At 67.6% G+C, this 21,714-nt stretch carries 18 protein-coding genes; 8 read left to right on the forward strand and 10 right to left on the reverse strand.

Features of this window, described 5'->3' with window-relative positions; genetic code table 11:
• Positions 1-3: 3 nt before the first annotated feature.
• The 4 genes from ACY48E_RS05330 to ACY48E_RS05345 all read right to left on the reverse strand — a co-directional run bounded on the left by ACY48E_RS05330 (position 4) and on the right by ACY48E_RS05345 (position 5,556).
• Complete coding sequence (locus tag ACY48E_RS05330) at positions 4-2,046, reverse strand: PhoX family protein (protein ID WP_462871073.1); 2,043 nt, start codon at positions 2,044-2,046, stop codon at positions 4-6.
• Between the two features lie 78 nt (positions 2,047-2,124).
• Positions 2,125-2,862, reverse strand: coding sequence for an amino acid ABC transporter ATP-binding protein (locus ACY48E_RS05335; protein ID WP_462871074.1), 738 nt, complete (start codon positions 2,860-2,862; stop codon positions 2,125-2,127).
• 5 nt (positions 2,863-2,867) lie between these two features.
• Positions 2,868-4,679 carry an ABC transporter substrate-binding protein/permease gene (locus ACY48E_RS05340; RefSeq protein ID WP_462871075.1) on the reverse strand — a complete coding sequence of 604 codons (1,812 nt, stop codon included), beginning with the start codon at positions 4,677-4,679 and terminating at the stop codon, positions 2,868-2,870.
• Between the two features lie 106 nt (positions 4,680-4,785).
• A complete protein-coding gene (locus tag ACY48E_RS05345; RefSeq protein ID WP_462871076.1) occupies positions 4,786-5,556 on the reverse strand; it encodes an LLM class F420-dependent oxidoreductase in 771 nt (256 codons plus the stop codon).
• A 227-nt stretch (positions 5,557-5,783) separates the two neighbouring features.
• Between ACY48E_RS05345 and ACY48E_RS05350 the strand changes: the two genes are divergently transcribed.
• The 4 genes from ACY48E_RS05350 to ACY48E_RS05365 are packed head-to-tail and all read left to right on the forward strand — an operon-like array spanning position 5,784 to position 10,654.
• Entirely contained in the window at positions 5,784-6,542 is a 759-nt protein-coding gene (locus tag ACY48E_RS05350) for an ATP-binding cassette domain-containing protein (RefSeq protein WP_462871077.1), read from the forward strand.
• Complete coding sequence (locus ACY48E_RS05355) at positions 6,539-7,315, forward strand: ABC transporter ATP-binding protein (protein ID WP_462871078.1); 777 nt, start codon at positions 6,539-6,541, stop codon at positions 7,313-7,315. Before ACY48E_RS05350 ends, ACY48E_RS05355 begins: the two co-directional genes overlap by 4 nt.
• The gene (locus ACY48E_RS05360; protein WP_462871079.1) at positions 7,312-8,817 is read left to right on the forward strand and encodes an ABC transporter substrate-binding protein; all 1,506 of its coding nucleotides are present in this window, start codon (positions 7,312-7,314) and stop codon (positions 8,815-8,817) included. The genes ACY48E_RS05355 and ACY48E_RS05360 overlap by 4 nt, the downstream gene beginning before the upstream one ends.
• Positions 8,818-8,836: 19 nt before the next feature.
• A complete protein-coding gene (locus ACY48E_RS05365; protein WP_462871080.1) occupies positions 8,837-10,654 on the forward strand; it encodes an ABC transporter permease subunit in 1,818 nt (605 codons plus the stop codon).
• On the opposite strand, the gene ACY48E_RS05370 is transcribed toward ACY48E_RS05365, so the two are convergent.
• The 4 genes from ACY48E_RS05370 to ACY48E_RS05385 form a co-directional block, all read right to left on the reverse strand.
• On the reverse strand, positions 10,561-11,076 hold the full coding sequence (locus ACY48E_RS05370) for a TIGR04338 family metallohydrolase (RefSeq protein ID WP_462871081.1): 516 nt from the start codon (positions 11,074-11,076) through the stop codon (positions 10,561-10,563). The two genes, ACY48E_RS05365 and ACY48E_RS05370, sit on opposite strands and share 94 nt — an antisense overlap.
• 6 nt (positions 11,077-11,082) lie before the next feature.
• Positions 11,083-11,892 (reverse strand): DUF2786 domain-containing protein, encoded by an 810-nt coding sequence (locus ACY48E_RS05375; RefSeq protein ID WP_462871082.1) that lies wholly within the window; start codon positions 11,890-11,892, stop codon positions 11,083-11,085.
• Positions 11,893-12,042: 150 nt separating this feature from the next.
• Positions 12,043-13,128 (reverse strand): inositol-3-phosphate synthase, encoded by a 1,086-nt coding sequence (locus ACY48E_RS05380; RefSeq protein WP_462871083.1) that lies wholly within the window; start codon positions 13,126-13,128, stop codon positions 12,043-12,045.
• A complete protein-coding gene (locus tag ACY48E_RS05385; protein WP_462871084.1) occupies positions 13,121-13,765 on the reverse strand; it encodes a PadR family transcriptional regulator in 645 nt (214 codons plus the stop codon). Before ACY48E_RS05385 ends, ACY48E_RS05380 begins: the two co-directional genes overlap by 8 nt.
• Positions 13,766-14,020: 255 nt before the next feature.
• Here ACY48E_RS05385 and ACY48E_RS05390 point away from each other — a divergent pair, with 255 nt between their 5' ends.
• The 3 genes from ACY48E_RS05390 to ACY48E_RS05400 all read left to right on the forward strand — a co-directional run bounded on the left by ACY48E_RS05390 (position 14,021) and on the right by ACY48E_RS05400 (position 18,722).
• A complete protein-coding gene (locus tag ACY48E_RS05390; protein ID WP_462871085.1) occupies positions 14,021-14,431 on the forward strand; it encodes a DUF5318 family protein in 411 nt (136 codons plus the stop codon).
• A 511-nt stretch (positions 14,432-14,942) separates the two neighbouring features.
• The gene (locus ACY48E_RS05395) at positions 14,943-17,096 is read left to right on the forward strand and encodes a transglycosylase domain-containing protein (RefSeq protein ID WP_462871228.1); all 2,154 of its coding nucleotides are present in this window, start codon (positions 14,943-14,945) and stop codon (positions 17,094-17,096) included.
• Positions 17,097-17,231: 135 nt separating this feature from the next.
• Positions 17,232-18,722, forward strand: a complete 1,491-nt coding sequence (locus ACY48E_RS05400) for a glycosyltransferase family 87 protein (protein ID WP_462871229.1) — start codon at positions 17,232-17,234, stop codon at positions 18,720-18,722.
• Here the strand turns inward: ACY48E_RS05400 and ACY48E_RS05405 are convergent.
• On the reverse strand, positions 18,690-19,946 hold the full coding sequence (locus ACY48E_RS05405; protein WP_462871230.1) for a TerD family protein: 1,257 nt from the start codon (positions 19,944-19,946) through the stop codon (positions 18,690-18,692). The two genes, ACY48E_RS05400 and ACY48E_RS05405, sit on opposite strands and share 33 nt — an antisense overlap.
• A 76-nt stretch (positions 19,947-20,022) precedes the next feature.
• Between ACY48E_RS05405 and ACY48E_RS05410 the strand changes: the two genes are divergently transcribed.
• Complete coding sequence (locus ACY48E_RS05410; RefSeq protein ID WP_462871086.1) at positions 20,023-20,568, forward strand: GNAT family N-acetyltransferase; 546 nt, start codon at positions 20,023-20,025, stop codon at positions 20,566-20,568.
• A gap of 2 nt (positions 20,569-20,570) precedes the next feature.
• Here ACY48E_RS05410 and ACY48E_RS05415 read toward each other — a convergent pair whose 3' ends face one another.
• On the reverse strand, positions 20,571-21,683 hold the full coding sequence (locus tag ACY48E_RS05415; RefSeq protein WP_462871087.1) for a GAF domain-containing protein: 1,113 nt from the start codon (positions 21,681-21,683) through the stop codon (positions 20,571-20,573).
• Positions 21,684-21,714 lie beyond the last annotated feature (31 nt).

The raw sequence follows: 21,714 nt of genomic DNA on the forward strand, positions 1-21,714 counted from the left end.
GGTTCACGCCTTCCACACCGCGACCACCGACGGGCGCGGCTGCGAGGTTCCGCCGTCGGGCCAGTTGGACTTGGGCGAGTCGGCACTCGCGTCGTCCACCTCACCGGGGTGCTGGACGCACACCAGGATCCGCTTGTCGGTGATGATCGGCCCGCAGGTCTCGGCGCCCTTGGGAACGGTGAGGAACTGCTGGGTGTTGCCGCGCTCGGGCCCGTCGAGGGTGACCTTGAACAGTCCGTCGTTGGACTTCAGGGCGTTGCCGTCGGTGGAGATCCACAGGTTGCCCTGCGGGTCGAAGGCGAGGTTGTCGGGGCAGGAGATGGGGCTGACCTTGGTCTTGTCGTAGCCGCCGAAGTAGGTGTCGGCGGCGGCGGGATCGCCGGCGACCAGCAGCAGCGACCACGTGAACGTGGTGCCGGCGTGGTCGTCGTTCAGCTCGAGGATCTGTCCGTTCTTGTTGGTGTTGCGCGGGTTGGCGGTGTCGGCAGCGGCCTTGCCGTCGGTGCCGCGCTTGCTGTTGTTGGTCAGGGCCACGTACACCTTGCCGGTCACCGGGTTGGGTTCGAAGTCTTCGGGCCGGTCCATCTTGGTGGCGCCCACCTTGTCCGCGGCGACGCGGGTGAACACGGCCACTTCCTCGGCGCTCATGCCGTCGACCAGGGAGACGCCCTGCCCGGACTCCTCGGTGCGCAGCAGCGGGATCCACTCTCCGCGCCCGGCGAAGGTTCCCGAGGTGGGGAGCTTGCCGGAGCCGTCGATCTGCTCGGGTGCATCCCCGGTGAGCTTGGCCACGTAGAGGGTGCCGGCGTCCAGGAGTGTGAGGTTGTGGCGCAGGGCGGCGTTGCCGTTGCCCGACATCATCTTTCGGGTCGAGACGAACTTGTACATGTAGTCGAACTGTTCGTCGTCGCCGCTGTAGGCAACAATGGTGCCGGCGTCGGTGACGTAGATGGTGGCGGCCTCGTGCTTGAACCGCCCGAGCGCAGTGTGCTTGATCGGCGCAGCGCTGGCGTCCCACGGGTTCACCTCGACCACCCAGCCGAAGCGATTGGCCTCGTTGGGCTCGTCGGCGAGGTTGAAGCGGGAATCGAACCGCTCCCACTTACGCTCGCTCGCACCGTCCTTGAAGCCGTACCGGCTCAGGCGCGCCTTGGTGGTGGTGTCGGTGACGGCGTCGGCGTTGCCGAAGTAGCCGTTGATGTTCTCCTCGCCGGAGAGCATCGTGCCCCACGGTGTGATGCCCCCGGAGCAGTTGTTGAGGGTGCCCAGAACCTTGGTTCCCGACGGGTCGGCGGTGGTCTTCAGCAACGCGGATCCGGCGGCGGGGCCGGTGACGAGGAACTCCGATGCGCCGGTGATGCGGCGGTTGTACTTGCCCATCACGGGTTTGAGCCGCCCACCGTCGGCGCGAACCTGCACCACCGAGATCCCGTGTGCATTCAGTGCCACCTCGAAATGGGTACGGGTGGGGTTCTCGGCGTCGTAGCCGGTGAAGAGTGACGACTCGGTGGTGTACTCGTGGTTGACCACGAGCAGGAAGTCGGTGCTGGAGCCGTCGATGGGGAGCAGCCCGGCGAAGTCGTTGTTGAATCCGAACTGCTTGGCCTGCGCCGCGCCGGTCTGGTTGGCGAAGTCGAAGGCCGGGGCGCCGTCCACCACAGGATCTCCCCAGCGGATCACGATGTCCTGGCTGTAGCCCTCGGGGATCACCACGGCGTCCTCGGTGTTCGGGGCCACGGCGGTGAACTGCCATCCGGTGCCGGCAGCCGGTGCCGTGGTACCGCCGGTGGTCACGGTGGCGGGGCTGCTCGGTGATGTCGAGCAGCCGGCCAGCGCGCTGCCGACGCCCACGGCCAGCACCGTCATGGCCGTGCCCTTGAGGACCCCTCGCCTGCTGACCGCGCGGGCGACTATGTCGCCGAAGTACTCCCCGGTCGAGGTGTTCGCGATCGTGCCGGAGCAGGCGTCACCGCACTTGTAGCGACAGGTGAGAGCCGAACGTGAGGAACGACCATCGTGCACGTGGGCGAGGGGAACTTGTTTCACGAGAAACAACCGTATGCAAGTAAAGGAAACCAAAAGTGAACGGCGATCGAACACTCGAGCCGAGAACCAGGGGACCCGTCAGAGCACCTGCGACAAGAACTGTTGCAGGCGTTCGGTGGCCGGGGCGTCGAACAGCTGTGTCGGCGCCCCGGATTCGACCACCTGCCCGTGGTCCATGAACACCACGCGGTCGGACACCGAGCGGGCGAAGGACATCTCGTGGGTGACCACGACCATGGTCATCCCCCCGGTCGCGAGGTCGGTCATCAGCGCGAGGATGCCCTTGACCAGTTCGGGGTCCAGCGCGCTGGTGGCCTCGTCGAAGAACATCACCTGCGGGCTCATTGCCAGCGCCCGCGCGATGGCCACCCGCTGCTGCTGTCCGCCGGAGAGGTTGCCGGGCCGCGACTGCGCTTTCGCCGCCAGGCCCACCGACTCGAGCTGTGCGCGCGCCACCTCGTTGGCCTCGTCCCGGCTCAGCCCCTTGAGCTTCCACGGTCCCAGCGCCACGTTGTCGAGCACACTCTTGTGCGGGAACAGGTTGAACTGCTGGAACACCATGCCGATGCGTTGACGCAGTGCGTCGGGGTCGTCGCGCAGCACCGATCGCCCGTCGAGCAGGATGTCGCCCCTCTCGGGTTCGTGCAGCCGGTTGAGCACCCGCAGCAGCGTGGACTTGCCCGAGCCGGACGGCCCGATCACCGTGGTGGTGGTGCCGGCGTCGACGTCGATGTCCACGCCGCGCAGCACGCGGTTCGCGCCGAAACTCAGGTGTAGATCGCGGCCGACGAGGGAGACGGCTGTGGCAATGGTCATGGCGGTCAGCTTCTTTCGGCGACGACGGGCAGTTCCACCATCTCGGGTGTGCGTCCGGTTCTCAGTCGCGAGTCGATGTAGTTGACGAGGTGGGTCAGCGGCACGGTCAGCGCCAGGTAGAACAGGCCGGCCGCTACCAGGGGCGAGAGGTTGCCGGTCTGGGCGTTGAGGTCGCGGCCTACGGCGAAGAGCTCGCGTTGCGTTGCCAACAGGCCCAGGAAGTAGATCAATGACGAGTCCTTGATCAGCGAGATGAACTGGTTCATCAGCGCAGGCAGCACCCGTCGCACACCCTGTGGGACCACCACCAGGCGCATCGAGCTGCGATACGAGAAGCCCAGTGCACGAGAGGCTTCCAGTTGTCCGCTCTCCACGCTCTGGATGCCGGATCGGAAGATCTCGCCGACGTACGCCGCGGCGAGCAGCGAGAGCGCACCGACTCCCAGCCAGTACGGATTGCCGCCGGTGAGGTCCTTGACCACCGGGCCCACACCGAGACCGATGACGAGGATGATCACCACGGCGGGCAGACCTCGGAAGATGTCGGTGTACACCCGTGCCGGCCAGCGCAGCCACCGCGAGCGCGACAGCCCGGCCAGGGCGAGAACCATACCCAGCGCGGTGCCCAGCACACCCGACGCCAGCGCCAGGATCAGCGTGTTCGGTAGTCCGGTCCGCAGCAGATCGGGGAACGCCTTGGTGTAGAGCGACCAGTCGAAGAACGTATCCTTCAGTTGCGCCAGAGTCGACTTCGGCGCCGTGGCCGTCGCAGCGGGCGCGGTGGCGGAGTTCTTGGCCGCGATGGCGGCGAAGTCCGGCAACTGCGGTTGCGCCGATGCCCTACTGCCGGGCTTGAATCCGGCGGGAACTTCGCGTGGCACCCAGTCCGAGTAGAGCCGGGCCCATGTGCCGTCGGCAATGATCGCGTCCAGCCCGGCGTTGAGGGCGTCGATGAGCGGCTGATTGTCCTTCGCCACGGCCCACCCCACGAAGTTGTTGAGGCTGAACGTGTTCTGCACGATCGAGGTGCCGTCTGCGGGTGCGATCAACCCGTTCGCCTGTTGCGACGGCGCCACCCAGGCGTCGATCTGACCGGTCTTCAGGTTTGCGTACGCGGTGTTGTAGTCGGGGAACTTCACCGGCTGGAGTTTGAGGGTGTTCACCACGTAGTCGTCCTGCACGGTGCCCTGCACCACGCCGATTCGGGTGCCGGGTTTGAGATCCTCGAATCTGGTGATCGGTCCATCCGTCTTGGCGACGAGGGCGAAGTACCCGAAGTCGTACCCGTTGGTGAAGCCCACCAACTGTCGCCTGGCGTCGGTGCTGGTGATCGACGACGAGCCGACGTCGAAGCGCTTCCCCGCCACCTGCGCGAGCAGCCCCGAGAACTCGGTGCCCGAGAACTGGATTCGTAGACCCAGCTTGGCCGCCACGGCGCCGAGCAACTCGTTGTCGAAGCCGGTGAACTTGCCGGTGGAGTCGATGCAGATGCTGGGGGGCGCATCGGAGAGGGTGCCCACCGACAGCACACCCGGCGTGATCAGGTTCAGCCGCGTCACGTCGATGCTCGACACCGGTGGTGCGTCGGCGGTGGTGTACCGGGCTTCCGCCGCGGCCACTCCGGAGGAGTCGAGGTTGGTGGGTGCAGCCGAGGCCGAGTTCACACCGCGCGGCGCGCACTGATCGCCGGCCGCGGCGGGTGCGCCGCCCCCACCGGACGACCCGCACGCAGCGAGAGTCGCGGTGAGAACCAGCGCCAACAGCACGGCCGCGACGGTGCGCCCCGACGGCCTCGGGGACGGACGAACAGTAGCCATGGGAAGTGACACTAAAGGTGGTCCGAGCCGCCCACCCAGCCCGGCGAAGTGCACGGGTTTCGCTCGAGGAGATTTGCAACCTGCCCCGATCCCGTGCAGAACGAGGTCAGCGCCGCGCGGCCACCCAGGCTATGGCCTGTTTGGTTTCGGTCAGGTCGTAGTCCGGCCCGTTCACGCCGACGGTGAACAGGCTGGCCCCGGCGTCGACGAACTGCTGTGCCGTTTCCTCCCCCGGCCATGCAACCGACCGTGCGATGGCCGAGACGTCACGACCGACCGCCTCACCGTGCTCGGCAAGGATCGCGGACTTGTGGCCCAGTTGCTCGAGGTCGGCGAAGCTGTGCCAAATGTGCGCGTGTTCGGCGACCATGCGCAGGGTCTTCTTCTCACCACCGCCGCCGATGAGGATCGGGATGTCACGCGTCGGTGCGGGATTGCCCACCTTCAGGCGGTTGACGATGCGGGGCAGGTACTCCTTGAGCAGAGCCAGGCGCGAACCGGGAGTGCCGAACTCGTATCCGAAGTTGTCGTAGTCCTTCTGGTTCCACCCCGCGCCGATACCGAGGATCAACCGGCCGCCACTGATGTGGTCGACCGTGCGCGCCATGTCGGCGAGCAGGTCGGGATTGCGGTACCCGCCGCCGGTGACCAGGGCGCCGATCTCGACGTTCGACGTCTGCTCCGCCCAGGCGCCCAGCATGGTCCAGCACTCGAAGTGCGGGCCGTCGAGGTCTCCGTAGAGCGGATAGAAGTGATCCCAGTTGAACACGATGTCCACCCCGGCATCTTCTGCGCGCAGAACTGCGTCGCGGATCAGCCCGTAGTCGGGTGCGTGCTGGGGTTGGAGTTGAACGCCTACTCGTAGTGGGTGTGACACCGGACCTCCTGTTGTCGTCGGCTGCGTCATCGGACCTCGTGTCGGGAGGTCCGATGACGGCACCAGCGGGCCGGAACCGGCCCGTGTCCCATGATCCACACTCCGGCCGGCCGGTGTCGGCAACCGCCTCTGCGCCTACGCATGCGTGCGCCCCGATTTGTTGCGGCACCACGCCGCCGATACTATTTGCTGGAAGTGACAACCGTTTTCATACTGACTGGAGTCCTGTGGGCGAGCCCTTCCGACCTGCTGTCGTGCGGGTGGACGGTCTGCAGATCCGGGCCTGCGGGGCCACGGTTGTCCGCGACGTGTCACTGGTCATCGAGGCGGGTGAACGAGTGGGCCTGATCGGACCATCCGGCTCCGGGAAGTCGATGATCGCCAAGGCCATCGTGGGATGCCTTCCGTCGGACGCCTCCATCGTTGCGGGTTCCATCACCGTGGACGGTCGGGACGTCACGGCCATTGCTGCTCCGCGCAGATCCGCCCCCGACCGGCTGGCGATGGTCTTCCAATCCTCGGCCACGGCGCTGAATCCGATGATGCGGGTGCGCAAGCAGATGCATCTTCGTGCAGGCGATCCGACCAAGGTGCTCCGGAAGGTCGGGTTCGACGACCCCGAGCGCATCATGCGCGCGTTCCCCATGGAGCTCTCGGGCGGCCAACGACAGAGGGTCTGTATTGCGCTCGCGCTCGCGTCACCGTCGCACCTGCTCATCGCCGACGAACCCACCACAGCTCTCGACGTGATCACCCAGGCCGAGGTGCTCGCAGCCCTCGACGCCGCCACCGACCGGTCCGTGCTGCTCATCACCCACGACCTGCCCGTCGCCGCGACGCTCTGTTCACGCCTGATCGTGCTCGAGAAGGGCCGGGTGGTCGAGAACGGATCCACCGCTCAGATCCTCGAGCGTCCGCGGTCCGCCGTCGCGCAGTCTCTTGTCGCGCGTGCCCGCCGCAGTGAAGCTGCTCTCGAGCACCTGTGAAAGCGACAGGACTGTACGCGCGCGGACTCACCCGAACTTTCGACCGGGGCCGAACCTTTGCGCTGAACGGCGTCGATCTCGACCTCCCGCAGGGTGCGTGCACCGCGATAGTGGGAGAGTCCGGATCGGGTAAGACAACCCTGCTGCGTCTGCTCCTCGCGCTGGATCGCCCGACGGCCGGACGGATCACCCTCGACGACCGTGAGATCGCTCCGGGGCCGGCGCGTTCGCTGCGGTGGTTCCGGCGGCGCGTGCAATACGTCGCTCAGGACCCGGCCACGTGCCTCGATCCGCGGCGATCAGTGATGGACCTGGTGTCGGCGCCGCTGCGCTACCTCGAAATCGAGGCCGACCACCGCACCCGGGCAGCCGACGCCATTCGTGCGGTCGGGCTGGACGACAGCTACTTCGACGCCCGCCCCCGTCGGCTCTCCGGTGGGGAGAGCCAGCGAGTGGCCATCGCCCGTGTCATCGCCTGCGAGCCGTCCATCGTGCTGGCCGACGAACCGGTCACCGGTCTCGATCTCGACATCCGGGATCAGGTCCTCGACGTGCTGAGCGACCTGACCCAGCGCACGGGAGCCGGACTCGTGGTGGTGACCCACGATCTTGCCGTGGCCGCCCGGGTCGCCGATCGCCTCGTCGTCATGAAGAACGGCCGTGTCGTCGAAACCGGTTCCACCACAGCCATTCTCCAGGATCCGGTGTCCGAGTACACACGGGCCCTACTCGCTGCCGTCCCCCGCCTGCCCTCTATCGAAGGAGCTCGATGATCGTCCACCCTGCGGCAACCTCACGCTGGAAGGTGCTGCGCGCCATCGCGGTCGCTGCCGTCCCCGCCCTGGTCCTGACCGGGTGTTTCTCGTCCGGGTCGACGTCGTCGACGGCCTCCGACGGGCGCGTGAAGGTAGCGATGTTGCTGCCGCCGAGGTCGGCACTGTCGCCGTTCAGCGACGATGCGTTCAAGCTCTCGCGCTGGTCGGCCGCCGAAACACTGGTGACGTTGAACGCCGATGGTGATGCGCAACCGAGCTTGGCGACGTCGTGGACTCGCACCGGTCCCACCACATGGACGTTCGACCTCCGCACAGGGGTGACATTTCAGGACGGCAGTGCGTTCGACGCGCAGTCGGTGGTCACCGCTCTGGACGCCGCCTCCGCCGCCTCGCCGAAGCCGCGCATCCTCGACGGCGTGAAACTCACGGTGACCGCCACCGACCCGAATACCGTGACGATCGCCACCGATAAGCCCGATCCACTGGTACCCCAACGGTTGTCCAGTCCGCAGCTGTCGATTCTCGCACCGCGCGCATATGCGTCCACGCCGGTGGACCCGGTGCGCAACGGCACCGGACCGTTCACCCTCACGTCGGTCGACGGCTCCACCTCCGCAAAGCTCGACCGCAACGAGAACTACTGGGGCACCAAGGCCGTCGCCTCCGGAATCGATGTGGATTTCGTTCCCGACGGGACCGCGCGCGCGGCCGCGCTGCGCAACGGCGACGCCAACATCGTCGAGGCGGTGCCGGTCTCGCAGGCGGCGGTGGTCGACCCGTCGCTGCTGCACGAGGTGCAGATGCCCCGGACGAACACCCTGTACCTCAACAATCGGACGGGTGTGTTCACAGATCCCACGATGCGCGCCGCCGCGCGCGAGGCCGCCGATCCGCAGCGCCTGGTGGATCAGGTCTACGAGGGCCGCGCCGACGTCGCGAAAGGGCTGCTGGGTCCTGCCATCCCGTGGTCGTCGAACCGGCCGGCCCGCACCCCGGCACCGGCCGGCAACCCGGCGGGCAGGAAGATCACGCTGGCGACCTTCACCGACCGACCGGAGCTGCCAGAGGTTGCGACGCTGCTCCAACAGGAGCTAGAGGCCAAGGGTTTCCAGGTCGAGCAGGTGGTGCGCGAGTACCAGTTCATCGAGGCCGATGCTCTCGCCGGCAAGTTCGACGCGTTTATTCTCTCGCGCGCAACGGTTCTCGACTCCGGTGATCCCGTGGCCTACCTGAACTCGGACTTCAGCTGCGCCGGGGGGTTCAACATCGCGCAGTTCTGCGATCCGGCCGTGGACGCTCAGATCTCGGCGGCGTCGCAGGCCGAGGCAGGGGAAGGTCGACGTGCTGCGATCCTGCAGGCAGAGAAGATGATCCTCGACCGAGATGTCGTGGTTCCCCTGCTGCACGAGCGAGTTCTGCAGGGCGAGTCCGGCGTCACCGACGCCGCCCGGGACCCGCGAGAGCGTCTGCTGGTGACCGGGCAGACGGCCGCCAGGTGAACCCCGCAGCCGCGGCGCGGTGAGATCGCACAACGCGATCACCCTGGCGTCCCGAGTCGTCTCTGGTGCCGCCGTGGTGGCGCTGATCGGCATGTTGCCGTGGATCTCCCAGCGTGACCCCGCCCTGAGCATCCTTCGAGCGCGATCGGCCGAGCAGGAGGCGACGCCGGAGGCTCTGCAGGCGATACGGCGTGATCTCGGACTCGATGGCGGTCCCGTGGCGGTGTTCGGACGCTGGTTCTCGCGATTGATCACCGGGGATCCGGGGACCTCATGGAACACCGGCCGGCCCGTTCTCCCTGAGGCGCTCGCCGCGCTCGGTGTCTCCCTGACGCTGATGGCATTCGCTCTCCTGGTGGCGGTGGCCGTGGCAGCAGCGCTGGTGCTGCCCAGCATCAGGGCTGGTGTCAGGGGGGTTCCGCGGCGGACCGGTGGTGCGGTGGCCGCCGCACTGACCACACTTCCGGAGTTTCTGCTCGCATCCACGCTCGTGGTGGTCGGTGCGGTCTGGTTGTCCTTCCCCGCCTTCGGGTGGGGAGGTCCTACGAACGCGGTGTTGCCCGCACTCGCGATGGGCATCCCGGCCGGCGGTCTCCTTGGTCGGCTCTTCGCCGACGCGGTTGCAGTGACGTTCACGGAGGACTGGGTGACCACGTGGAGCACTGCGGGTTTCTCTCGGCGCCGCATCGTTGCCGCGGTGCTGCGGCGGGCGTCGGCGAGCCTGACCTCCCAGATCGCACTGGTCATGGTGGGGATCACCGGCGGCGCCGTCGCGGTCGAGAAGGTGTTCGCCATACCCGGACTCGGTCGAGCGACGTTGAACAGTGCGTCGGCGCAGGACATCCCCGCGCTCCAGATCAGCATCCTGCTCCTGTTGGGGGTGAGCGTACTTGCCGGATCTCTGGCGGAGATCGCTCGTCGGCTCCTGCTCGGCGCCGCTGCGCGAGCCGGGTCGATGCCGATACCCACGGCGGTGTTCCGTCCGACCCGCCACCGTTTCGTGACCCCGGCGGTCGCGGCCTCGGTACTGCTGGCCGTGATCGGGTCGGGCATCGTGCGGGACCCGTCGACGACCGGCCGGGAGAAGTTCGCCGCGCCATCGGTGGCGCATCCGTTCGGCACCGACGCCGTGGGTCGCGATCTCCTGGCACGGGTTGCCCACGGTGCGGTGTCGTCCATCGGAACAGCAGTGGCCGTGACTCTCGCCTGCCTGGCGATCGGGCTGTTGGTAGGGCTGGTTCCGAACCTTTCCCGCGGCGCGGTCGAGATCGGTAACGCGGCGCCGACCGTTCTGACCGGAATCGTGGTGGCGGCGGTGATCGGTCCGAGTGCAGCTGGTGCTGCCGTCGCGGTGATGCTGGTCTCGTGGGCTCCGCTCGCTGCGCATGCCTCGGCTCTGGTCGAGGAGGTGCGCCTACGCCCTTACGTCGCCGTCATGCCGACACTCGGTGCCGGTCGTATGCGGATCATGTTCGGTACGGTCCTACCGGCCATCGTTCCCACCATTGCCCGACACGCCGCGATGCGGCTACCCGGGATCGCGTTGGCGTTGGCTGCACTGGGCTTTCTTGGGCTCGGTCCGCAACCTCCAGCTCCGGAATGGGGTCTGATTCTCGCCGATGGGGTGGCGTCGGTCGAACGTGCACCCTGGGTGGTCATCGCCCCACTCGTCGCGCTGATCTCCCTGTCCGTCCTTGCTGTGTCGTTGGCGAACGGGGCCGGGTGGAGAGCGGGAGCTTCGGGTCACGGTGCGATGTCGACCCCATGGTCGACGTACGTTGCCCGCAGAACGAAGGCGGCCTCGGGCCCGATCACCCCGTCCACCAGCTCGAGGTGACGATCGACGAACGCCCCGTCGTGCGCCGCCGCCCCCTCCTCGGCCTGCAGGTGGTGGGCGTACTCGTGCAGGATCACCATCTCGCGCAGTGCCCACGCTGCTCCTCGCACGTGGAGGGGGACGGCGATGGCGGCGGCAGCTCGGTCGTAGTGCGCTGCGGCGTTCCCCCGGCGTTCGCGTACCGTCACCGGGACTGCCGCGCGCGGCCACCTGGCCCGCACCCAGTTCAGTGCCGCCAGCGCGTCGATGTAGCTCTGCACCGACTCGACCGAGGCGAACCGGCGCTCCACCGGCAGGGTCACCTGCGACCCGTGCAGGGTCACGGTGCGCAGACCGCGCTGATCGGCTCGATCGAACATGGTGCGCACCAGCAACTCTGCCTCGTACACCCGTGACCGCTGACCGTCCCGTGCGGCGGTCACCGGCGGTCACTCCAGCTGACCACGGACCCCTCCGAGTTCGGTTGCCGATGCCAGTCGTGCCCGCCGCCCGGCGGCGTCCCCGGCGCTGCGGGCGTCCGAGGAGAACCCGGCGGTGGCCGTCCCGCGCCACGTGCCGCGTGCCGTCGACGTCGAACGATAGAAGTCCGATATCTCGATTTCCTTGTTGCGCAACACCAGCGCTGTGCCTGCCTCCGGTGCAGCTGCCTCCGCCTCGGCCCGGGCGCTCGCTCGTGCCGCAGCCAGTCGCTCGCCGATTCGCGCGGCGAAGGCCGACTGGAACTCGAGCCGAGCGGTGACGGCGGCGAGGGGCTTCTCCTCGACCATGCGGTGATCGATCCCGTAGCGTCGCCGCACCACCAGTCGTTGCACTGTGCCGGACTTGTAGGCACCCGATCGGATGTAGAGGTCCGACGCTCGCACCATCTGCACGATCAGGCTCGAGTACAGGGCCTCGACCGTGTCGAGGTCGGACTCGAAGCCGTACGCGAACACCTGCGTGGACGTACGCGTGACGTCGCACTGGACGTCGTTGGCCCGCGCGATCGCCAGGAACAGATGGACGAAGGTGCGCAGGCCCTTCTTCCGGGCCTCCCCGATGTGCACCACCCGCTGTACGGGAGTGACCCGTTTCTCGCGCGACGCGGTATGCGATCGGGCGACCGCCAAGTCGATCGCCGATGCGGTGGCCAATCGCTGCGCGGCCTCCATGAACGCCGCTGCCTCGTGGGGATTATCCGTCGACTCCGCCTGCCGTAGCAGCCCCCCGATACGGGTCAACATCTTCTCCGAGTTCATGGGCGCCACCCTACGACCGACCACCGACAGAGAACTTCGAACGTCTGTGCGAGAGGCTTGGGTGCAGGAAGGGGCACACCCGACGAGCGGGTGTGCCCCCTTCAGGACTGCATCAGGCACTGCACAGTGCCGTGAATCGGTCGCCGCAGCTCACTCGGCGCCGATGATGAACTCCTCGAGCTGCGTACGCGCAATGTCGTCGGCGAGCTGCTCGGGCGGGCTCTTCATCAGGTACGCCGACGCCGGGATGACCGGTCCGCCGATGCCGCGATCCTTGGCGATCTTGGCCGCGCGCACGGCGTCGATGATGATGCCGGCCGAGTTCGGCGAATCCCACACCTCGAGCTTGTACTCGAGGTTCAGGGGGACGTCACCGAATGCACGACCCTCGAGTCGCACGTACGCCCACTTGCGGTCGTCGAGCCAGCCCACGTGGTCGGACGGGCCGATGTGCACGTCGTTGGCGGCGAACTCCTTCTTCAGGTTCGAGGTCACGGCCTGGGTCTTGGAGATCTTCTTCGACTCGAGGCGCTCGCGCTCGAGCATGTTCTTGAAGTCCATGTTGCCGCCCACGTTGAGCTGCATGGTGCGATCGAGCTGTACGCCGCGATCCTCGAACAGCTTGGCCATCACACGGTGGGTGATGGTGGCGCCGACCTGGCTCTTGATGTCGTCACCGACGATCGGGACGCCCGCGGCGCGGAACTTCTCGGCCCACACCGGGTCGGAAGCGATGAACACCGGAAGTGCGTTGACGAAGGCCACTCCGGCGTCGATGCACGCCTGGGCGTAGAACTTGTCGGCCTCCTCCGAGCCCACCGGCAGGTACGACACCAGGACGTCGACCTTCGCGTCCCGCAGTGCCTGCGCCACGTCGACCGGCTCGGCGTCCGAGACCTCGATGGTCTCGGCGTAGTACTTGCCGATGCCGTCGAGGGTGGGCCCGCGCTGAACGGTGACCGACGACGGGGGGACGTCGGCGATCTTGATCGTGTTGTTCTCGCTCGCGAAGATGGCCTCGGAGAGGTCGAACCCGACCTTCTTGGCGTCCACGTCGAATGCGGCGACGAACTGCACGTCGCGAACGTGGTAGCGGCCGAACCTCACGTGCATCAGGCCGGGAACGGTGGCGTTCTCGTCGGCGTCCTTGTAGTACTGCACACCCTGTACGAGGGATGACGCGCAGTTACCCACACCCACAATGGCCACGCGCACCGCAGTGCTGTTGTCACTCATGGTCGGGTTCTCCTTCTCTTCGGTTGGTTGTCGAGCTGTCTCGGCTTGTCACAGCGCTCTCGACTGATGTGACTGTCGAGTTCTCGACAGAGTGTGTGGGCGGACGACTCTCCGAATTGATCGCCAATGCCTCGGCAGCGATCAACTCGTTGAGCCACCGCACCTCGCGTTCACTCGACTCGAGGCCGAGTTGGTGCAAACCGCGTGTGTATCTGTCCAACGACCCACTTGCTCGGCCGACGGCGTCTCGGAGCCCTTCGCGGCGCTCCTCGACCTGACGCCTTCTGCCTTCGAGAATCCGCATCCGCGCCTCGGCGGGGGTGCGTCCGAAGAAGGCCAGGTGTACGCCGAACCCGTCATCGGTGTAGTTCTGCGGACCGGTGTCGGCCACCAACTCCGCGAACCGGGCGCGCCCGGTCGGGGTGAGCTGATAGACCCGTCGTGCCCGGCGCTTGAGACTTCCGTCCGGAGTGCTCTCCACGATCAGGTTGTCCGCCTGCATGCGTCGCAGGGTCGGATAGAGCGAACCGTAGGAGAACGCGCGAAAGGCCCCGAGTAGCCCCGTCAGCCGTTTGCGCAGCTCGTAGCCGTGCATGGGTGAGTCGAGAAGTAGCCCGAGAACGGCAAGTTCGAGCATTCCGTCCCCTCCCCTCGCTGTCCGCACCCGATGATGCATCGCAAACTATAGCCCCCACTTGTATCGGCGCGATATATGGCATCGCTCACCCCGCTCGCGATCGCGGAGATCCGGCGTACCCAATGTGACAGTTGGTCACCAGGAGTGACCGAATGTCACATTGGGTACAGACGCACCGGCGAACAGAGTCGGGTCCGGGCGGGGGAAGAAGGGCACCGCGGGGCAGGGGCGGGCAGGCGCACGTACTCTGGTCTCGTGCGGTTACAGCGGCAGGTGGTGGACTATGCGCTTCAGCGCAGGTCGCTGCTGTCCGAGGTGTATTCGGGACGAACTGCTCTCGCGCAGGTGTGCGATGCCGATTCCTACCTGCTCCGCGCCGCGAAGTTCCATGGTCGCCCGTCGACGGCGGCGTGCCCGATCTGCCGCAAGGAGCAGTTGACGCTGGTGTCGTGGGTGTTCGGTGAGAAGCTCGGCCCGGTGTCCGGTTCGGCGCGCACTGCCGAGGAGTTGGTGCGCCTGGCCTCTACGCAGGAGGAGTTCTCGGTGCACGTGGTCGAGGTGTGCCGTTCGTGCCGGTGGAACCACCTGGTGCAGTCGTACGTGACAGGGGCGGTGCCCGCGCCCAAACGAGCGCGGCGCACCCAACGTCGGACGGCCAGGCAGTGATGGCGAGCCTGCGCAGCGACGTGACGGGCCGGCGCAGAAATGGTGTGGAGAGAGCCGAGTGAGTTCCCCGTACGACGGTCCTGGTGACCAGGGCAGACCCCGCGCCCGACGCGATGCCGGTCGCGGTGCCGGCCCGCACGAGCCCTTTCGGCCCGCGTATCGGCCCGATCCGTCGCGATCGACGCCCCCGCCGCGCATTCCCGGACCTCCGCCGGCGCCGGGTGCGCGGCCGTCCGGCGCTCCGGCTCCCCGACGCCAGCCGCAACAGCCCCCGCGCACCGGGATTCCCCCGCGCTCAGCTCAGCCCCCGCGCAGCCCATACGACCGGGCCGCCGGCGCCGGGTCCACCGCGTACGTCCCGCAGGCGCGGCGCCCGGGTCCCCCACGCGGGTCTGCGCCCCTCGCCTACAGCACCGAGAAGCCCTACCCGGGCGGCACCGAAAAGCCCTACCCGGGCGGCACCGAAAGGCCCTACCAGGGCGGTGGTGGCGACGAACCGCCCCGGCCCCCGATCGGAGGAGACGGCACGAACGCCTCGAAGCCCACCAGGTCGTCCGAGTCCGGAACGGTGAAGAAGAAGCGAAGCCGGTGGCGGATCGTCCGTCGCACGATCTACACCCTGGTCGCGCTCGGTCTGGTGGTGCCGGTCCTGGCCTTCATGGTCGCTTACATCCTGGTGGATGTGCCGCGCCCCGGGGACATCAAGACCAACCAGGTTGCCACGATCTACGCCGCCGACGGGACGTCGGTGTTGGGCACGGTGGTCCCGCCCGAGGGCAATCGCACGGACGTGACCATCGACCAGATTCCCGAGCAGGTGCGCAACGCGGTGCTCTCGGCCGAGGACCGCGACTTCTACAGCAACCCGGGCTTCTCGGTGTCCGGGTTCGCTCGTGCTGCTCGTGACAACATCCTGGGACGTGACAGCGCGGGCGGTGGCTCGACGATCACGCAGCAGTACGTCAAGAACGCACTGGTCGGGTCGGAGCGCACCCTCACCCGCAAGATGCGTGAACTGGTGATCTCGTCGAAGATGGCGCGCCAGTGGAGCAAGGACGACATTCTCGCCGCCTATCTCAACACCATCTACTTCGGCCGCGGGGCGTACGGGATCGCCGCGGCGTCGAAGGCGTATTTCGGCAAGCCGGTCGACCAGCTGACCACCGAGGAGGGTGCGGTGCTGGCCGCGACCATCCAGCAGCCCTCGGGTCTGGATCCGGAGAACAACCCCGTCGGCGCGCAGAGCCGTTGGAACTACGTTCTCGACGGAATGGTGTCGATGGGCAAGCTCGATCAGACCCAGCGCGCGGCGATGCAGTACCCCAAGTGGGTGCCGCTCGCGCAGGTCGACACCGGCGACAGCTCCGACGCCGGTCCCAACGGGCTGATCAAGACGCAGGTTCTTCGGGAGCTGCAGGCATCGGGGATCAGCGAGCAGGACCTGAACACCGCCGGCCTGCAGATCACCACCACGATCGATCCGAAAGCGCAGCAGGCCGCGGTCGACGCGGCGCAGAGCACCCTCGACGGGCAGCCGACCGAACTGCGCACGGCCGCGGTATCGGTGGATCCGCGGACCGGCGCGGTGCGCGCCTACTACGGCGGCGCCGACGGACGCGGTTTCGACTTCGCCAACGCCGGCCTGCAGACGGGCTCGTCGTTCAAGGTCATCGCATTGGCTGCGGCACTCGAGCAGGGCATCCCGCTGTCGAAGACCTACGACAGTTCGACCCTGACGGTCAACGGCATCCGAATCAGCAATGTCGAGGGCGAGTCCTGCGGGACGTGCACCATCGCCGAAGCGCTCAAGCGATCGCTGAACACCAGCTTCTACCGTCTCGAACTCGACCTCAACGGTGGTCCGCAGGCGATCGCGGACATGGCGCACAAGTTGGGTATCCCGAAGACGGTCGACGGTATCGGCCCGACACTCGTCGAACCCGACGGCAGTCCGCCGAACAATGGGATCGTGTTGGGCCAGTATCAGTCCCGAGTTCTCGACATGGCCTCGGCGTACGCGACACTGGCCGCGTCCGGGGTGTATCACGAGGCGCACTTCGTGCAGAAGGTGGTCACCGCCGACGGTGTCGTGCTGCTCGATCGTGCTGCTGACTCGGGCACGCAGGCCGTGAGTGCGGCCGTGGCCGACAACGTCACCTCCGCCATGAAGCCGATCGCGGGCTACTCCAACGGGCACAACCTGTCCGGCGGTCGTGAGTCGGCGGCCAAGACCGGCACCGCCCAGCTCGGCGACACCGGCGACAACAAGGACGCCTGGATGGTCGGCTACACCCCGTCGCTGTCGACTGCGGTGTGGGTGGGCACCGAGCAGGGTCTGCCGCTCGAGAACAAGAACGGTGGGCCCATCTACGGATCGGGTCTGCCATCGGACATCTGGAAGAAGACGATGGACGGTGCGCTCGACGGCACGCCGAAGGAGAGCTTCCCCAAGCCGACGGCCATCGGCGGGCAGGCCGGGCTCCCCACCTACTCCGCTCCCCCGGCTGCCACCCCCTCGGCAACCCCGACGCCGTCGGCACCGCCGCCCACGCAGGCCCCTCCTCCCGCCCAGGTGATCGTTCCGTCGCAGGTGGAGATCCTGCCCGGCATCACCATCCCGGTGCCGGGCCTGGCGCCCGCCCCCGCGCCTCCGCCCGGCGGGTAGCGGGCAGTGGCGGAACTCGACGACCGGCCGAGCGGGACGGCGTCGGTGGCGTCCGGGTCTGTCATCGGGCCCGGTGTGATCGCGTCCGATGCACGATCGCTGCGCGGGCGTGACCGGCCCAGCCTCACCGACCCGATGGTCGCGGAGCTCTCGACCGTGATCGGCGGCCCGGTGGGTCGCCATGCGCTCGTCGGTCGTCAGCGGTTCTTCACGCCGCTGCGCGTGACGTTGTTGTTCGCGGTGATCTTCTTGTCGTTCGGCTGGTTCGGCAAGGCCGCGTGTATCCAGCAGGCACCGTTCGGGCCGAACGGTGAACTGGGACTGGACTGGAGCGGTAGCCGCCAGTACGTCGCCATGTGTTACTCGGACACGGTTCCGCTGTACGGTGCCGAGCACCTCGATCAGGGGGCGTTCCCGTACAAGGAACCTCTCGAGGACGCCCTGCCACCCGACAGCCCCAACCAGCGGTACATGGAGTACCCGGTCCTGACGGGGCTGTACCAGTACGCAGCGGCGGCCACGACCACGCTCTGGAGGTCCATTCCTATTCTGCCGCAGGCCTTGTCGGTGGTCCTCTACTTCAACATCGTTGCCTTCGGTCTGGCGCTTGCATGGCTGGTCACGATCTGGGCCACCTACCGACTGTCCGGTCGTCGCGTGTGGGACACCGCGATCGCGGCGTGCTCCCCCTTGGTGATCGTGCACGTGTTCACCAATTTCGACGCTCTGGCAACGGCATTGGGTATGACCGGCCTGCTCGCGTGGGCTCGGCGGCGGCCGGTACTCTCCGGCGTTCTGCTGGGGCTCGGCGGTGCGGCCAAGCTCTATCCTCTGTTCCTCCTGGGACCGATGGCAGTGTTGGCGTGGCGAACGGGACGCTGGCGTGAATGGGTGACAGCGACGGCCACGGCGGCGGCGACCTGGGTGGTGGTCAACGCCCCCATCGCTCTGCTGTTCCCGCGAGGTTGGCGAGAGTTCTTCCGACTCAACTCCGTTCGCGGCGCCGATCCGGACTCGATCTACAACGTCATCACCTCCTTCACCGGATGGCCGGGATTCGACGGGGTTCTCGCCGCGGGTGAGAAGCCGTCGGTGCTCAATGCGGTGACGGTGGTGCTCTTCGCGCTGGTGTGCGTTGCGGTGGCCTATGTGGCACTGACGGCTCCGCGCCGCCCCCGCCTTGCGTCGCTGTGCTTCCTGGTGGTGGCCGGATTCCTGCTCACCAACAAGGTGTGGAGTCCGCAGTACTCGCTGTGGCTGGTTCCTCTCGCGGTGCTCGCTCTGCCACATCGACGAATCCTGCTGGCGTGGATGACGATCGACGCCCTGGTGTGGGTACCGCGAATGATGTACTACCTCGGCGTGTCCAACAAGGGCCTGCCCGAGCAGTGGTTCACCGCAACGGTCGTCGTGCGTGATCTGGCTGTGATCGCGTTGTGCGCGTTGATCCTTCGCCAGATCTACGTTCCCGGAGAAGATCTGGTTCGCGCCGATGGGGCCGACGACCCGTCGGGTGGCATCTTCGATGGTGCACCCGACCGCGGGGGCTCACGCCCGTCGTGGCTGCGACCTCCGACTCAGGCCCCCGTGGGGTCAGGACACGAGAAAGCGGCCGAGCTGCGGTAGCGCCTCGCCGGCGTGCTTGGCGTTGATGCCCTCACCGACAGCCTGGAGTTTCCAGTCGCTGCCCGACCGGTAGAGCTTGGCCATCACCAGACCGGTGAACGGCATACCTCCCTGCAGGGTGAAGCGAGCCAACTCGGCGCCGGTGGTCAGGTCGACAAGCCGTGTGAAGGCGTTGTCCACCTGCTCGAAGGTCTGTCCGCGGTACGACGTCACCGTCAGGATCACCGATGTCACCTGTGGGTGGATGCGCGTGAGGTCGATGTTGATCACCTCGTCGTCGCCGTCGCCCTCACCGGTGAGGTTGTCGCCCTCGTGGTGAATCGACCCGTCCTTCGAGTTCAGCTGCCCGTAGTACACGACGTCGGCGTGCCGCTCCCCGGCGAACATGATGGCCGATGCGTCCAGATCGACGTCGGCGGTGCGTCGCCCGAATGCGCCCTGCTTGATCGGGTCCCACCCTAGGCCCATGCGTATCCGGCTCAGAGCGACCCCGCCTTCCTTCCGGAGGGTGACCTTCTGACCCTTGGACAGATCGACCCGTCGCGCCTTGGTGAGGCTGACCTCGGCCGGAGCCGCGGGTGCGGCAGGTGGGGTGTACGCGGGCGGGGTGTACGCGGGCGGGGTGTAGGCAGGCGGGGTGGGTGCCGGAGCCGGTGGGGGCGCGGCGGGTGCAGGGGGGACGGGTGCAGGGGGAACAGGCGCGGGAGGGACGGGCGCGGGGGTGTCGTCGACGGACACCCCGTGATCACGCACGAGCGCTGCGAAACCGCCTGCGTAACCCTGCCCCACGGCGCGGACCTTCCACGCACCCTGGCGGCGATAGATCTCGAGCGCGATCACCACCGACTCGTTGCTCAGACCGTCGACCGTGTACGAGAACAGGCGGGTACCCGCGGGATCGAGAACGTGGGCTGTGGGCGCCGGGAAGCGCCCGAAGTTCGAAGAGGCGTCGTCGAGGGTGATCACGATGCGAATCTGCTCGATGTCCGAGGGCACCTGCGCGGTGGCGACTGCGACGCGCGACGGGCCGGCCGCGTTGGGCACGAGCCGAACTCCGGGCCCGGAGGGCTGGTTGAAGAAGACGAAGTCGGCGTCCGTCCGCACCTTCCCGGACGCCGTGACGAGCAGGGCGGAGATGTCCGCGGGGGCGGGCAGTTCGAGATCGACCAGCACCTCCGGCGCCTCGATGGGTCCGTTCTGGCCTTTGGTCAGGGCTGCCGACAACTCGTCCACGTCCTTCGCTCGCCGGTGAGGTTGGTGGTACCCAGCGTACGTGTCCGATGCAGGCACAATGGTCAGCATGGTCAGCGCCCCTCCCGACACCGTGATCGGCGACCCCGTGGTGTTGCGTCGCGAGAACCGGGCGGACGCGCCGATCGTCGCCGAACTCGTCGCCGCCAATCTCGACCGTCTTGCCGAGTTCATGCCGTGGGCCGTGGAGTCGGCGGCGTCGCCACAGGTCCAACTCGACCGCATCACCATCGCCGCGGTGCGCTGGGAGACGGGCGAGGAGTTCGACTACCTGATCTGCCTCGACGAGACCGTCGTCGGCAAGGTCGGTCTGCGGCGTCCACCGGAGCGGACCGCGGTGACGGAGATCGGATATTGGATCGACGAGGCCGCGCAGGGCCGTGGCCTCGTGACCGCAGCGGTGCGGGCGTTGACGGAGATCGCACTCGAGCTGGACGGCATCGGCAGCGTCGAAATTCATTGCGACGCAGCCAATGTCCGGAGTGCGGGCGTCGCCCGCCGCAACGGCTACACCCTCGAGCGCACAGAGTCGGCAGCCATCGTCACGCGCGGCCAGACCGGGGTGTCGCAGGTGTGGGTGCTACACCGACCCTGACATCACCACGCCAGGATCCCGTACGACGCACGCACCTGGATCAGTCCCTGGGAGACGATCGGCCCGGTCGTTCCGGGGTGTCCGACGGCGGTGACGGTGACGTGCGCGGGCAGCCAGTCGTCGTCGCCCGCGAACCGCAGGTAGATCACCAGGTCGATCGACGGCACCGCCCCGCGTCCGAGTTCGGCCAGTGCCGAGTCGAACTCGGTGGCGCTGGTGGGATGCAACTGCGGGATCTCGGTGGCCCAGCGATCGAACGGTGCCGCCGGAATGCGCAACCACTCGAGCACGAGCCCGGTGCGCAGGAGAAGGTGGCCGAGGCCGTCGCCGGAATCGACGGCGAGGGTCGCCGCGGTACGGGCGAATTCGCGGGCGAAGGCGGACGGCGGACGCTCGGCGTCGGCGATGCAGTGCACCAGGCCCACCACGCGGCGGTCGTCACCGGAGATGCGCGAGCGGACGGTCATGTGCACCCGTCGCGGGCCGCCGTCCTCCCCGACGAGCGAGATCTCCGCGGCGAACTCCTGGCCGCTGTCGATGTCACCGGTCTCGACCTGGTGGACGAAGGCGGTGTACTCGTCGTGGTAGTCGAACTCGGTGAAGTACTTCCAGATCTCCGGAAGGGTGCGCCGGTCGGTGGTCTCGGTGATCCCGAGGATCTTCGATTCGAGGCCGGGACCGTGCTCTGTGGTGCGCGTGACCGCGTTCCATTCGAACGAGCCCACCACGTCCCGCTCGGTCGGAGTGGTTCCCGCAGGCCCGATCCATGCGGCCACGCCGAGCACGTCGCCCCGGGCGGAGAGCACCGGCTCGCCCACCAGCGTGGTGGTCGTGCCGCGATCGACGACGGTGGATTCGACGCGCTCGGCGCCGACCACGACGGCAGAGACGAGTTCACGGAGCGCGTTCTGCACGACGCGTGATCGGGTGCTGCGGCCGGGGCTCGCGAAGTTGCGTTTGCGGCTGCCGTCGGCCACCACGGTCGGGTCGATGCCGTCGGCCAGGCCGAGGGTTTCGATCAGCAGCCAGGTCCCCGCCCTGCCCTGCGCGTCCGACCCGTCCGACGCCGACGTGTCGGCCGCCGCCGGGGGGCGGGAAGTCTCTGAATCGGTCACGGGTCTTTCACCAATTGTTGCTGAGGATGAT

Source organism: Rhodococcus sp. AZ1 (genome assembly GCF_054979605.1).